This window comes from Pantoea sp. WEP, assembly GCF_041678305.1.
Lineage (GTDB): Bacteria > Pseudomonadota > Gammaproteobacteria > Enterobacterales > Enterobacteriaceae > Pantoea > Pantoea dispersa.
This window is the reverse complement of the sequence record NZ_JBGNXB010000001.1, coordinates 3865211-3879655: the sequence shown is the minus strand read 5'-3', so window position 1 is coordinate 3879655 and position 14445 is coordinate 3865211. Positions and strand designations below refer to the sequence as shown.

Here is a 14445-nt window from a genome sequence, read left to right as displayed (position 1 = left end):
TGACTTTAAAAAGAAGTAAAATGATAAACCTGAGCACGCTTTCGTAAGCAGGCCCGCATTTTTATGATCACAGTATGAGGCTAACGCGGTATCAAAGAATAATCAGGCTGTGGGCTGGCGGAAAAACACACCATGTTTGCTGCTTTTTGCTGCGCTGGCGGGGCGTTTTGCGAGGATTTGCACAAATAGTAAGCGGTAGTGCAAATTTAGCAATTTTTTTGTTGCATCCTGAACCCGGTCTTCCTAGAATGCGCGTCACTTGATGCCGGCTTAGCTCAGTTGGTAGAGCAACTGACTTGTAATCAGTAGGTCACCAGTTCGATTCCGGTAGCCGGCACCATCAAGTAGGTGGGATTCCCGAGCGGCCAAAGGGAGCAGACTGTAAATCTGCCGTCACAGACTTCGAAGGTTCGAATCCTTCTCCCACCACCATCTCAACCTCTCGGTTGAGCGTCAGATAAAGGCTTATCTGATGGGTGAGTTCAACTCTCTCACCTTCGAATTCAGATTGCGCAGTAGCGTGATCACCGTCAGTCGGAAACTCTGACTGGCTCGAATAATAGAAGGTCTTCTTTTATTATTCATAAGCTACAGAAAGAACAGGTAGCCGAGTTCCAGGATGCGGGCATCGTATAATGGCTATTACCTCAGCCTTCCAAGCTGATGATGCGGGTTCGATTCCCGCTGCCCGCTCCAGATGTGCTGATATGGCTCAGTTGGTAGAGCGCACCCTTGGTAAGGGTGAGGTCCCCAGTTCGACTCTGGGTATCAGCACCACTTCCTTTATCTCTCTCCTGATTCTCTCTCTGTAAAACTAACATCAGGTTTTGCCTGGTTAATGTGACGATATCTTTGATATATCCGTGTCTTAGAGGGACAAGCGATGGCTAAAGAGCAATTTCAACGTAACAAACTGCACGTAAACGTGGGCACCATCGGTCACGTCGACCACGGTAAAACCACTCTGACTGCGGCAATCACCACCGTTCTGGCTAAAACCTACGGCGGCCAGGCGCGTGCATTCGATCAGATCGATAACGCGCCAGAAGAGAAGGCTCGTGGTATCACCATCAACACCTCTCACGTTGAATATGAAACCCCGACCCGTCACTACGCACACGTTGACTGCCCAGGCCACGCCGACTATGTGAAAAACATGATCACCGGTGCTGCGCAGATGGACGGCGCGATCCTGGTTGTTGCTGCGACTGATGGCCCAATGCCACAGACCCGTGAGCACATCCTGCTGGGTCGTCAGGTTGGCGTTCCTTACATCATCGTGTTCCTGAACAAGTGCGACATGGTTGATGACGAAGAGCTGCTGGAACTGGTTGAGATGGAAGTGCGTGACCTGCTGTCTGCTTACGACTTCCCTGGCGACGATACCCCAATCGTACGCGGTTCTGCGCTGAAAGCGCTGGAAGGCGAAGCTGAGTGGGAAGCGAAAATCGTTGAGCTGGCTGAGCACCTGGATAGCTACATCCCCGATCCAGTCCGTGCTATCGACCTGCCGTTCCTGCTGCCAATCGAAGACGTATTCTCAATCTCTGGCCGTGGTACCGTTGTTACCGGTCGTGTTGAGCGCGGCATCGTGAAAGTGGGCGACGAAGTAGAAATCGTTGGTATCAAAGCGACTGCCAAGTCTACCTGTACCGGTGTTGAAATGTTCCGCAAACTGCTGGACCAGGGTCAGGCAGGCGAGAACTGTGGTGTTCTGCTGCGCGGTATCAAGCGTGAAGAGATCCAGCGTGGTCAGGTTCTGGCTAAGCCAGGCACTATCAAGCCACACACCCAGTTCGAGTCAGAAGTTTACGTTCTGTCTAAAGACGAAGGCGGCCGTCATACTCCGTTCTTCAAAGGCTACCGTCCACAGTTCTACTTCCGTACCACTGACGTAACCGGTTCAGTAGAGCTGCCAGAAGGCGTTGAGATGGTAATGCCAGGCGACAACATCAAAATGGTTGTTACCCTGATCCATCCAATCGCAATGGACGAAGGTCTGCGCTTCGCAATCCGCGAAGGCGGCCGTACCGTTGGCGCGGGCGTTGTTGCTAAAGTTATCGCGTAATAGCGATAATATTTGACGCAATGCACACGGAAAGGGCATCATTTGATGCCCTTTTGTACGCTGTTAACCAGAACCTGGCTCATCAGTGATTTTCGATCATAATCATTGCTGAGACAGGCTCTGTATTACGGCGCTGGATACCGAGTTATGCCCAAAAGCGCATTCGGTTTGGATGCCTCGCTCTGCGGGGCAGAATAGTTTCTGAATTATTGTGGCAGGTTGGTTTATGAGTGCGAATACCGAAGCTCAAGGGAGCGGGCGCGGCCTGGAAGCGGTAAAGTGGGTAGTTGTGATCGCATTGCTGCTGGTAGCAATCGTCGGTAACTACCTGTATCGCGATGTGACACTGCCTTTACGCGCGCTGGCTGTCGTGGTGTTGATCGCTGCGGCGGGCGGCATTGCGTTGCTGACCACCAAAGGCAAAGCAACCGTGGCTTTTGCACGTGAAGCAAGAACCGAAATGCGTAAGGTCATCTGGCCAACTCGCCAGGAAACATTGCACACCACGTTAATCGTTGCCGCGGTCACTGCCGTGATGTCACTGATTTTGTGGGGGCTGGATGGTATTCTGGTCCGTCTGGTATCGTTTATCACTGGCCTGAGGTTCTGAGATGTCTGAAGCTCCAAAAAAACGCTGGTACGTCGTTCAGGCGTTTTCCGGTTTTGAAGCCCGCGTAGCCAAGTCGCTGCAAGAGCATATCAAACTGCACAACATGGAAGAACTGTTTGGCGAAGTCATGGTGCCGACTGAAGAAGTCGTGGAAATCCGTGGCGGCCAGCGTCGCAAAAGTGAACGCAAATTCTTCCCTGGTTACGTACTGGTCCAGATGGTGATGAATGACGCCAGCTGGCACTTAGTGCGCAGTGTACCGCGTGTAATGGGCTTCATTGGTGGTACCTCTGACCGTCCGGCACCGATCAGTGATAAAGAAGTGGATGCGATCATGAACCGCCTGCAGCAGGTGGGTGATAAGCCGCGTCCGAAAACGCTGTTCGAGCCAGGCGAGATGGTGCGTGTCAACGACGGCCCGTTTGCCGACTTCAACGGTGTGGTCGAAGAAGTGGATTACGAGAAGAGCCGCCTGAAGGTTTCTGTTTCTATCTTCGGCCGTGCAACGCCGGTAGAACTCGACTTTGCTCAGGTGGAGAAAGGCTAAGCCGTTTGTTCACTTTTTAGCTCTTGCGGAAGGCGCGAAATTTACCTATAATTTCGCGCCTTTTGTTTTTATGCGCTGGCAACAGCGTGTAAATCGTTATCACGGGGAGCCTGTTCGCCAGGCGCTATACCCAATAGAGGAAATATCATGGCCAAGAAAGTACAAGCCTACGTCAAGCTGCAGGTTGCAGCTGGTATGGCTAACCCGAGCCCACCAGTTGGTCCGGCTCTGGGTCAGCAGGGTGTTAACATCATGGAATTCTGTAAAGCGTTCAACGCCAAAACAGAATCACTGGAAAAGGGTCTGCCGACTCCAGTAGTTATCACCGTATACAGCGACCGTTCTTTCACCTTCGTTACCAAAACGCCTCCGGCTGCCGTTCTGCTGAAAAAAGCAGCAGGCATCAAGTCTGGTTCTGGTAAGCCGAACAAAGATAAAGTCGGTAAAGTAACTCGTGCTCAGGTACGTGAAATCGCAGAAACCAAAGCTGCGGACATGACTGGTGCTGACGTAGAAGCGATGACTCGCTCTATCGAAGGTACTGCTCGTTCCATGGGCCTGGTAGTGGAGGACTAAGAAATGGCTAAGCTGACCAAGCGCATGCGCGTGATCCGTGACAAGGTTGATGCGACTAAACAGTATGACATCAACGAAGCTGTTGCTCTGCTGAAAGAACTGGCTACCGCTAAATTCGTAGAGAGCGTGGACGTTGCTGTTAACCTCGGCATCGATGCACGTAAATCTGACCAGAACGTGCGCGGCGCGACCGTTCTGCCACACGGTACTGGTCGTTCAGTACGTGTTGCCGTCTTTACCCAGGGCGCAAACGCTGAAGCTGCTAAAGCAGCTGGCGCTGAGCTGGTAGGTATGGAAGACCTGGCTGATCAGATCAAGAAAGGCGAAATGAACTTTGACGTTGTTATTGCTTCTCCGGATGCAATGCGCGTTGTTGGCCAGCTGGGCCAGGTTCTGGGCCCACGTGGTCTGATGCCAAACCCGAAAGTTGGTACCGTAACTCCTAACGTTGCTGAAGCTGTGAAAAACGCTAAAGCGGGTCAGGTTCGTTACCGTAACGACAAAAACGGCATCATCCACACCACCATCGGTAAAGTGGACTTCGATGCTGACAAACTGAAAGAAAACCTGGAATCTCTGCTGGTTGCGCTGAAAAAAGCTAAACCTGCTCAGGCGAAAGGCGTGTACATCAAGAAAGTCAGCATCTCTACCACCATGGGCGCCGGCGTTGCCGTTGACCAGGCTGGTCTGAACGCAGCAGCAAACTAATTGCTGCTTGTAACGGGCGAAAAATTCATCTAGAATCTTACGCCCGTTGTTCTGGTTGATCCGTCAATTCAGAACCCAAATTCATAGTCGCGGAGTGCACAGGTCTAAACACCTTGTCATTCAGCGATTAAGGTTGGAGCCAGGCCTGATCCTGGCCTCCGTCCAAGACCGCAGGAGCAGAACCTCTTCGGAAGTGATGCTTAATATCCTGCGTAGACGGTGACAGAACCAAAAAGAATTTTTTCTTCACTGGATTCTGCTCACCGTGTAACGCGCTTACGGCCTTCGGGTGTGTAAGTGAAGTGAGTTCCGGGAAATTTTCCCGGTCAAATCCAGGAGCAAAGCTAATGGCATTAAATCTTCAAGGCAAACAAGCAATTGTTGCTGAAGTTAGCGAAGTAGCCAAAGGCGCGCTTTCAGCGGTTGTTGCGGATTCCCGTGGCGTTACCGTTGATAAAATGACTGAACTGCGTAAAGCAGGTCGTGAAGCTGGCGTCTACATGCGTGTTGTTCGTAACACCCTGCTGCGCCGCGTCGTTGAAGGTACTCCATTCGAGTGCCTGAAAGACACGTTTGTTGGTCCGACCCTGATTGCATACTCTATGGAACACCCGGGCGCTGCTGCTCGTCTGTTCAAAGAGTTCGCGAAAGCGAATGCAAACTTTGAGGTCAAAGCTGCAGCCTTTGAAGGTGAGCTGATCCCGGCGGCACAAATTGACCGTCTGGCAACGCTGCCGACTTACGAAGAAGCACTGGCACGTCTGATGTCGACCATGAAAGAAGCTGCTGCTGGCAAGCTGGTCCGCACTCTGGCTGCTGTTCGCGACGCGAAAGAAGCGGCTTAAGGCCAGATTCTTTTTCTTCGTACTTGCTAACGTATAAACTTTTACTGATTCTTAGGAACAATTGTCATGTCTATCACTAAAGATCAAATCCTGGAAGCCGTTGCAGCTATGTCCGTAATGGAAGTAGTTGAGCTGGTTTCTGCTATGGAAGAAAAATTCGGCGTTTCTGCTGCTGCTGCTGTCGCTGTTGCTGCTGGCCCGGCTGAAGCTGTTGAAGAGAAAACTGAATTCGACGTTATCCTGAAAGCTGCTGGCGCGAACAAAGTTGCTGTAATCAAAGCCGTTCGTGGCGCAACTGGTCTGGGCCTGAAAGAAGCTAAAGACCTGGTTGAAGCTGCTCCAGCTGCAATCAAAGAAGGCATCAGCAAAGACGACGCAGCTGCACTTGAAGCTGCTCTGAAAGAAGCTGGCGCTGAAGTTGAAGTTAAGTAAGACAACCCTCGGGTTGCAGTCTGCGTAAACAGACTGATGGCTGGTGACTTTTTGGTCACCAGCCTTTTTGCGCTACAGGGGAATGATGGCGTTTCGCACTGTTTGTCCATTGTTCCTCTTCAATATCTTTTTCTATCGACGACTTAATATACCGCTTTCCTGTGAGGGTTCCCTGCCTGCGCAACGGCGATGAAATGATTTAAGAGTGATAGAAAGATGTATTGCATGGGGTGCCGCGCATCGCATGAAAAACAAAATAGTGTTGCATGAACTGTCCCTTCAGGACGGACAGCGTGGGTCGACTTGTCAGCTAGCTGAGGAACCCTATGGTTTACTCCTATACCGAGAAAAAACGTATTCGTAAGGATTTTGGTAAACGTCCACAAGTACTGGATGTGCCTTATCTCCTTTCTATCCAGCTTGACTCGTTCCAGAAGTTTATCGAGCAAGATCCAGAAGGCCAGTACGGTCTGGAAGCAGCCTTCCGTTCCGTGTTCCCAATCGCGAGCTACAGCGGCAACTCTGAGTTGCAGTATGTCAGCTACCGTCTGGGTGAGCCGGTGTTTGACGTGACAGAATGTCAGATCCGTGGCGTGACGTATTCCGCACCGCTGCGCGTTAAACTGCGTCTGGTGATCTACGAGCGCGAAGCGCCGGAAGGCACCGTCAAAGACATCAAAGAACAAGAAGTGTACATGGGCGAAATTCCGCTCATGACCGACAACGGTACCTTTGTCATCAACGGTACTGAGCGTGTTATCGTTTCTCAGCTGCATCGTAGTCCTGGCGTATTCTTTGACAGCGATAAGGGTAAAACGCACTCTTCCGGTAAAGTGCTGTATAACGCACGTATTATCCCTTACCGCGGTTCATGGCTCGACTTCGAGTTTGACCCGAAAGACAACCTGTTCGTCCGTATTGACCGTCGTCGTAAGCTGCCGGCCAGTATCATCCTGCGCGCGCTGGATTACACCACTGAGCAGATTCTCGATCTGTTCTTCGAAAAAGTGGTGTTTGAAATCCGCGACAACAAGCTGCAGATGGAACTGGTGCCTGAGCGCCTGCGTGGTGAAACCGCCTCCTTCGATATCGAAGCCAACGGCACGGTCTACGTTGAGAAAGGTCGTCGCATCACTGCGCGCCACATCCGTCAGCTGGAAAAAGACAACATTCAGCACATCGAAGTGCCGGTCGAGTACATCGCGGGCAAAGTGGTCGCGAAAGATTACATCGATCTGAACACCGGTGAGCTGATCGTACCGGCGAACATGGAGCTGTCACTGGATCTGCTGGCGAAACTGAGCCAGTCCGGTCACAAGCGCATTGAAACCCTGTTCACCAACGACCTGGATCACGGCCCGTACATTTCTGAGACGCTGCGCGTTGACCCAACCAACGATCGCCTGAGCGCGCTGGTTGAGATCTACCGCATGATGCGTCCTGGCGAGCCGCCAACGCGTGAAGCCGCAGAAAACCTGTTCGAGAACCTGTTCTTCTCTGAAGATCGTTACGATCTGTCGGCCGTTGGCCGCATGAAGTTTAACCGTTCTCTGCTGCGTGACGAGATCGAAGGTTCCGGTATCCTGAGCAAAGACGACATCATCGAAGTGATGAAGAAGCTCATCGGTATCCGTAACGGTATTGGCGAAGTGGATGATATCGACCACCTCGGCAACCGTCGTATCCGTTCGGTCGGCGAAATGGCGGAAAACCAGTTCCGCGTTGGCCTGGTGCGTGTAGAGCGCGCCGTGAAAGAGCGTCTGTCTCTGGGCGACCTCGACACGCTGATGCCACAGGACATGATCAACGCCAAGCCAATTTCGGCCGCGGTGAAAGAGTTCTTTGGTTCCAGCCAGCTGTCCCAGTTTATGGACCAGAACAACCCGCTGTCTGAGATTACGCACAAACGTCGTATCTCTGCTCTGGGCCCAGGCGGTCTGACCCGTGAACGCGCCGGCTTCGAAGTGCGTGACGTACACCCGACTCACTACGGTCGCGTATGTCCAATCGAAACCCCGGAAGGTCCGAACATCGGTCTGATCAACTCACTCTCTGTTTACGCGCAGACTAACGAATACGGCTTCCTCGAAACGCCGTACCGCCGCGTGGTTGACGGTAAAGTGAGTGATGAAATTCATTACCTCTCTGCTATCGAAGAGGGTAACTACGTTATCGCTCAGGCGAACACCAACCTCGCCGATGACGGCAGCTTTGTTGACGATCTCGTCACGTGCCGTAGCAAAGGTGAATCGAGCCTGTTCAGCCGCGATCAGGTTGACTACATGGACGTTTCCACCCAGCAGGTGGTTTCTGTCGGTGCGTCACTGATCCCGTTCCTGGAGCACGATGATGCTAACCGCGCCCTGATGGGTGCGAACATGCAACGTCAGGCTGTACCTACCCTGCGTGCTGACAAGCCGCTGGTTGGTACCGGTATGGAACGTGCTGTTGCAGTCGACTCCGGTGTAACTGCTGTCGCGAAACGTGGTGGTACCGTGCAGTACGTCGATGCGTCACGTATCGTTATCAAAGTTAACGAAGACGAGATGTATCCGGGCGAAGCAGGTATCGACATCTACAACCTGACCAAGTACACCCGTTCTAACCAGAACACCTGCATCAACCAGATGCCGTGTGTTTCTCTGGGTGAACCTATCGAGCGTGGCGACGTGCTGGCTGACGGCCCGTCTACCGACCTCGGTGAGCTGGCGCTGGGTCAGAACATGCGCGTGGCGTTCATGCCATGGAACGGTTACAACTTCGAAGACTCCATCCTCGTTTCTGAGCGTGTAGTACAGGAAGACCGTTTCACCACCATCCACATTCAGGAACTGGCTTGCGTGTCGCGTGACACCAAACTGGGGCCGGAAGAGATCACCGCTGACATCCCGAACGTGGGTGAAGCTGCGCTCTCCAAACTGGATGAATCCGGCATCGTGTATATCGGTGCGGAAGTGACCGGTGGCGACATTCTGGTAGGCAAGGTGACGCCGAAAGGTGAAACCCAGCTGACGCCAGAAGAGAAACTGCTACGTGCGATCTTCGGTGAAAAAGCCTCTGACGTGAAAGACTCGTCACTGCGCGTGCCAAACGGCGTTTCCGGTACGGTTATCGACGTACAGGTCTTCACCCGCGATGGCGTGGAAAAAGACAAGCGCGCGCTGGAAATCGAAGAGATGCAGCTGAAGCAGGCGAAAAAAGACCTGTCTGAAGAACTGCAGATCCTCGAAGCGGGCCTGTTCAGCCGTATCCAGGCCGTCCTGATTTCAGGTGGCGTGGAAGCGGAGAAACTGGACAAGCTGCCACGTGAGCGCTGGCTGGAACTCGGTCTGACCGACGAAGAGAAGCAGAACGCGCTGGAGCAGCTGGCTGAGCAGTATGACGAGCTGAAGCACGAGTTTGAGAAGAAACTCGAAGCGAAGCGTCGCAAGATCACCCAGGGCGACGATCTGGCACCGGGCGTGCTGAAAATCGTCAAGGTGTATCTGGCCGTTAAGCGTCAGATTCAGCCTGGTGACAAAATGGCGGGTCGTCACGGTAACAAAGGTGTTATCTCGAAGATCAACCCAATCGAAGACATGCCATACGATGAGAACGGTACGCCGGTCGACATCGTACTGAACCCGCTGGGCGTACCATCGCGTATGAACATCGGTCAGATTCTGGAAACCCACCTGGGTATGGCGGCGAAAGGCATTGGTGAGAAGATCAATGCGATGCTGAAGAAGCAGGAAGAAGTCGCCAAACTGCGTGAGTTTATCCAGCGTGCTTACGATCTGGGCACCGATGTGCGTCAGAAAGTTGACCTGAACACCTTCTCGGACGACGAAGTGCTGCGTCTGGCAGAGAACCTGAAAAAAGGTATGCCAATCGCGACGCCAGTGTTCGACGGTGCGAAAGAGAGCGAAATCAAAGAGCTGCTGCAGCTCGGCGGTCTGCCTTCTTCCGGTCAGATCACCCTGTTCGACGGCCGTACCGGTGAGCAGTTTGAGCGTCAGGTAACCGTAGGTTACATGTACATGCTGAAACTGAACCACCTGGTCGACGACAAGATGCACGCCCGTTCTACCGGCTCTTACAGCCTGGTTACGCAGCAGCCGCTGGGTGGTAAGGCGCAGTTCGGTGGTCAGCGCTTCGGTGAGATGGAAGTGTGGGCACTGGAAGCATACGGTGCCGCGTATACCCTGCAGGAAATGCTTACCGTTAAGTCTGATGACGTCAACGGCCGTACCAAGATGTATAAAAACATCGTTGACGGCAACCATCAGATGGAACCGGGCATGCCGGAATCCTTCAACGTACTGTTGAAAGAGATTCGCTCGCTGGGTATCAACATCGAGCTGGAAGACGAGTAAGCACTCGCAAGTACTGGTTATGGGACGCGCCTGGCGCGTCCCTGAGAGTTCCACTCCGACGGGAGCTAATCCGTGAAAGACTTACTTAAGTTTCTGAAAGCGCAAACTAAAACCGAAGAGTTTGATGCGATCAAAATTGCGCTGGCCTCGCCAGACATGATCCGTTCCTGGTCTTTCGGTGAAGTTAAAAAGCCGGAAACCATTAACTACCGTACCTTCAAGCCGGAGCGTGACGGTCTTTTCTGTGCCCGTATTTTCGGACCAGTAAAAGATTACGAATGCCTGTGCGGTAAGTACAAGCGTCTGAAACACCGTGGCGTGATCTGTGAGAAGTGTGGCGTTGAAGTCACGCAGACCAAAGTGCGTCGTGAGCGTATGGGCCACATCGAGCTGGCTTCGCCGACCGCGCACATCTGGTTCCTGAAATCACTGCCGTCCCGCATCGGTTTGCTGCTGGATATGCCGCTGCGTGACATCGAGCGCGTGCTGTACTTCGAATCTTATGTTGTGGTCGAAGGCGGCATGACCAACCTGGAAAAACGTCAGATTCTGACCGAAGAGCAGTACCTTGACGCGCTGGAAGAGTTCGGTGACGAATTCGACGCGAAGATGGGTGCGGAAGCTATCCAGGCGCTGCTGAAAAATATGGATCTGGAGCAGGAGTGCGAGCAGCTGCGTGAAGAGCTGAACGAAACCAACTCTGAGACCAAACGTAAAAAGCTGACCAAGCGTATTAAGCTGCTGGAAGCGTTCGTGCAGTCTGGCAACAAGCCAGAGTGGATGATCCTGACCGTTCTGCCGGTGCTGCCGCCAGATCTGCGTCCGCTGGTACCGCTGGACGGCGGTCGTTTCGCTACGTCGGATCTGAACGATCTGTATCGTCGCGTGATCAACCGTAACAACCGTCTGAAGCGTCTGCTGGATCTGGCTGCGCCAGATATCATCGTACGTAACGAAAAACGTATGCTGCAGGAAGCGGTAGATGCCCTGCTGGATAACGGCCGTCGCGGTCGTGCCATCACCGGCTCTAACAAACGTCCTCTGAAATCTTTGGCCGACATGATCAAAGGTAAGCAGGGTCGTTTCCGTCAGAACCTGCTGGGTAAACGTGTTGACTACTCCGGTCGTTCGGTTATCACCGTAGGTCCATACCTGCGTCTGCATCAGTGCGGTCTGCCGAAGAAAATGGCACTGGAGCTGTTCAAACCGTTCATCTACGGCAAGCTGGAACTGCGTGGCCTCGCGACCACCATTAAAGCGGCCAAGAAAATGGTTGAGCGCGAAGAAGCGGTCGTCTGGGATATCCTGGATGAAGTGATTCGCGAACACCCGGTACTGCTGAACCGTGCACCAACCCTGCACCGTCTGGGTATCCAGGCGTTTGAACCGGTACTGATCGAAGGTAAAGCGATCCAGCTGCACCCGTTGGTGTGTGCGGCGTATAACGCCGACTTCGATGGTGACCAGATGGCTGTTCACGTACCGCTGACGCTGGAAGCCCAGCTGGAAGCGCGTGCGCTGATGATGTCTACCAACAACATTCTGTCTCCAGCGAACGGCGAGCCAATCATCGTTCCTTCACAGGACGTTGTTCTGGGTCTGTACTACATGACCCGCGACAAAGTGAACGCCAAAGGCGAAGGCATGGTGCTGACCGGCCCGAAAGAAGCTGAGCGTGTTTACCGCGCTGGCCAGGCCGAGCTGCATGCACGCGTTAAAGTGCGTATCACTGAATACAGCAAAAATGAGCAGGAAGAGCTCGTTGCGAAAACCAGCCTGATCGACACCACCATTGGTCGTGCGATCCTGTGGATGATCGTACCGAAAGGTCTGCCTTACTCCATCGTCAACCAGGCGCTGGGTAAGAAAGCGATCTCTAAGATGCTGAACACCTGTTACCGCATCCTGGGCCTGAAGCCGACCGTTATCTTTGCTGACCAGACCATGTACACCGGCTTTGCCTATGCAGCCCGTTCAGGTGCCTCAGTCGGTATCGACGACATGGTGATTCCTGCCAAGAAAGCAGAAATCATTGCAGAAGCCGAAGCGGAAGTGGCCGAGATCCAGGAGCAGTTCCAGTCTGGTCTGGTTACCGCAGGCGAACGTTACAACAAAGTCATCGATATCTGGGCTGCGGCTAACGAACGCGTATCCAAAGCGATGATGGATAACCTGCAGACCGAAACCGTGATCAACCGTCACGGCGAAGAAGAGCAGCAGGTTTCGTTCAACAGCATCTACATGATGGCCGACTCCGGTGCGCGTGGTTCTGCGGCACAGATTCGTCAGCTGGCAGGTATGCGTGGTCTGATGGCGAAGCCAGATGGCTCCATCATTGAGACGCCGATCACCGCGAACTTCCGTGAAGGTCTGAACGTACTCCAGTACTTCATCTCGACCCACGGTGCGCGTAAAGGTCTGGCCGATACCGCACTGAAAACGGCGAACTCCGGTTACCTGACCCGTCGTCTGGTTGACGTGGCGCAGGACCTGGTAGTCACCGAAGACGACTGTGGCACATTCGAAGGCATCATGATGACTCCGGTCATCGAAGGTGGCGACGTTAAAGAGCCGCTGCGTGAGCGTGTACTGGGTCGTGTGACGGCAGAAGACGTGCTGAAGCCGGGCACTGCGGACATCCTGATCCCGCGTAACACCCTGATCGATGAGCACTGGTGTGACGTGGTTGAACTGAACTCCGTGGACGCAATTAAAGTGCGTTCCGTGGTGAGCTGTGAAACCGACTTCGGTGTGTGTGCACACTGCTACGGTCGCGATCTGGCACGTGGTCACATCATCAACAAAGGTGAGGCCATCGGCGTTATCGCAGCACAGTCCATCGGTGAGCCGGGTACCCAGCTGACCATGCGTACCTTCCACATCGGTGGTGCGGCATCGCGTGCGGCAGCTGAATCCAGCATTCAGGTGAAGAACAAAGGTACTATCAAGCTGACCAACGCCAAGTCAGTAACCAACTCCTCCGGGAAACTGGTTATCGTCTCGCGTAACGTTGAGCTGAAGATGATCGACGAGTTCGGTCGTACCAAAGAGAGCTATAAAGTGCCTTACGGTGCGGTCATGGCGAAAGGTGATGGCGAGCAGGTTGCCGCGGGCGAAACCGTTGCAAACTGGGATCCACACACCATGCCGGTTATCACCGAAGTGGGCGGTTTCATCCGCTTCACCGACATGATCGACGGTCAGACCATTACCCGTCAGACTGACGACCTCACTGGTCTGTCATCGCTGGTGGTACTGGATTCTGCAGAGCGTACTGCGGGCGGTAAAGACCTGCGTCCGGCACTGAAAATCGTTGATGCCAACGGCAACGACGTATTGATCCCGGGCACCGACATGCCGGCACAGTACTTCCTGCCAGGTAAAGCGATTGTGCAGCTGGAAGATGGCGTGAAGATCAGCTCGGGTGATACCCTGGCGCGTGTTCCGCAGGAATCTGGCGGTACCAAGGACATCACCGGTGGTCTGCCACGCGTTGCCGACCTGTTCGAAGCGCGTCGTCCGAAAGAGCCAGCTATCCTGGCGGAGATCAGCGGTATCATCTCCTTCGGTAAAGAGACCAAAGGCAAGCGTCGTCTGGTGATCACCCCGGTTGACGGTAGCGATCCGTATGAAGAGATGATTCCGAAATGGCGTCAGCTCAACGTATTCGAAGGTGAACGTGTAGAACGTGGTGACGTCGTATCCGACGGCCCAGAGTCTCCGCACGACATCCTGCGTCTGCGTGGCGTCCATGCTGTGACCCGTTACATCACTAACGAAGTGCAGGAAGTTTACCGCCTGCAGGGCGTTAAGATTAACGATAAGCACATCGAAGTCATCGTGCGTCAGATGCTGCGTAAAGCAACCATCCTGAGCGCGGGTAGCTCGGAGTTCCTGGAAGGCGAGCAGGCGGAAGTCTCTCGTATCAAGATCTCCAACCGCGATCTGGAAGCGAACGGCAAAATCGGCGCGACGTACATGCGTGACCTGCTGGGTATCACCAAAGCCTCGCTGGCAACCGAATCGTTCATCTCTGCGGCATCGTTCCAGGAGACCACCCGTGTCCTGACCGAAGCAGCGGTAGCCGGCAAGCGCGACGAACTGCGCGGCCTGAAAGAGAACGTTATCGTGGGTCGTCTGATCCCGGCCGGTACCGGTTATGCTTACCACCAGGATCGTATGCGTCGCCGTCAGGCGGGTGAAGCACCGGTTGCACCGCAGGTGACTGCGGATGAAGCCTCTGCCAGCCTCGCTGAGCTGTTGAACGCCGGTCTGGGCGGTAGCGACGACGAATAATCGTCTGC

Annotated in this window: 9 protein-coding genes and 4 tRNA genes; all 13 read left to right on the top strand. The window is 53.7% G+C overall.

The genetic code is table 11. The features are described 5' to 3' along the window. Positions 1-264 precede the first annotated feature (264 nt). The 13 genes from ABVR31_RS18105 to rpoC all read left to right on the top strand — a co-directional run bounded on the left by ABVR31_RS18105 (position 265) and on the right by rpoC (position 14437). A tRNA-Thr gene (locus ABVR31_RS18105) sits at positions 265-340 on the top strand. 7 nt (positions 341-347) lie between these two features. Beyond that, positions 348-432 (top strand) — tRNA-Tyr (locus ABVR31_RS18100). Positions 433-621: 189 nt separating this feature from the next. After that, a tRNA-Gly gene (locus ABVR31_RS18095) sits at positions 622-696 on the top strand. A gap of 5 nt (positions 697-701) precedes the next feature. Continuing rightward, positions 702-777 (top strand) — tRNA-Thr (locus ABVR31_RS18090). A 106-nt stretch (positions 778-883) separates the two neighbouring features. Then, on the top strand, positions 884-2068 hold the full coding sequence (tuf, locus tag ABVR31_RS18085; protein ID WP_150059788.1) for an elongation factor Tu: 1185 nt from the start codon (positions 884-886) through the stop codon (positions 2066-2068). 226 nt (positions 2069-2294) lie between these two features. Next, positions 2295-2678 carry a preprotein translocase subunit SecE gene (gene secE / locus ABVR31_RS18080; protein WP_021508209.1) on the top strand — a complete coding sequence of 128 codons (384 nt, stop codon included), beginning with the start codon at positions 2295-2297 and terminating at the stop codon, positions 2676-2678. Position 2679: 1 nt separating this feature from the next. After that, complete coding sequence (gene nusG, locus ABVR31_RS18075) at positions 2680-3225, top strand: transcription termination/antitermination protein NusG (RefSeq protein WP_010616908.1); 546 nt, start codon at positions 2680-2682, stop codon at positions 3223-3225. A 147-nt stretch (positions 3226-3372) separates the two neighbouring features. Next, positions 3373-3801: a 50S ribosomal protein L11 gene (gene rplK, locus ABVR31_RS18070; protein WP_013507401.1), complete on the top strand. Its 429-nt coding sequence runs from the start codon at positions 3373-3375 to the stop codon at positions 3799-3801. A 3-nt stretch (positions 3802-3804) separates the two neighbouring features. Then, on the top strand, positions 3805-4509 hold the full coding sequence (gene rplA / locus ABVR31_RS18065) for a 50S ribosomal protein L1 (protein ID WP_021508208.1): 705 nt from the start codon (positions 3805-3807) through the stop codon (positions 4507-4509). Positions 4510-4856: 347 nt separating this feature from the next. Beyond that, the gene (gene rplJ, locus ABVR31_RS18060) at positions 4857-5354 is read left to right on the top strand and encodes a 50S ribosomal protein L10 (protein WP_021508207.1); all 498 of its coding nucleotides are present in this window, start codon (positions 4857-4859) and stop codon (positions 5352-5354) included. A gap of 66 nt (positions 5355-5420) precedes the next feature. After that, positions 5421-5786 (top strand): 50S ribosomal protein L7/L12, encoded by a 366-nt coding sequence (gene rplL / locus ABVR31_RS18055; RefSeq protein WP_021508206.1) that lies wholly within the window; start codon positions 5421-5423, stop codon positions 5784-5786. Between the two features lie 326 nt (positions 5787-6112). Next, entirely contained in the window at positions 6113-10141 is a 4029-nt protein-coding gene (rpoB, locus tag ABVR31_RS18050; protein WP_021508205.1) for a DNA-directed RNA polymerase subunit beta, read from the top strand. Positions 10142-10213: 72 nt separating this feature from the next. Beyond that, complete coding sequence (gene rpoC, locus ABVR31_RS18045) at positions 10214-14437, top strand: DNA-directed RNA polymerase subunit beta' (RefSeq protein ID WP_058769982.1); 4224 nt, start codon at positions 10214-10216, stop codon at positions 14435-14437. Positions 14438-14445: the final 8 nt, after the last annotated feature.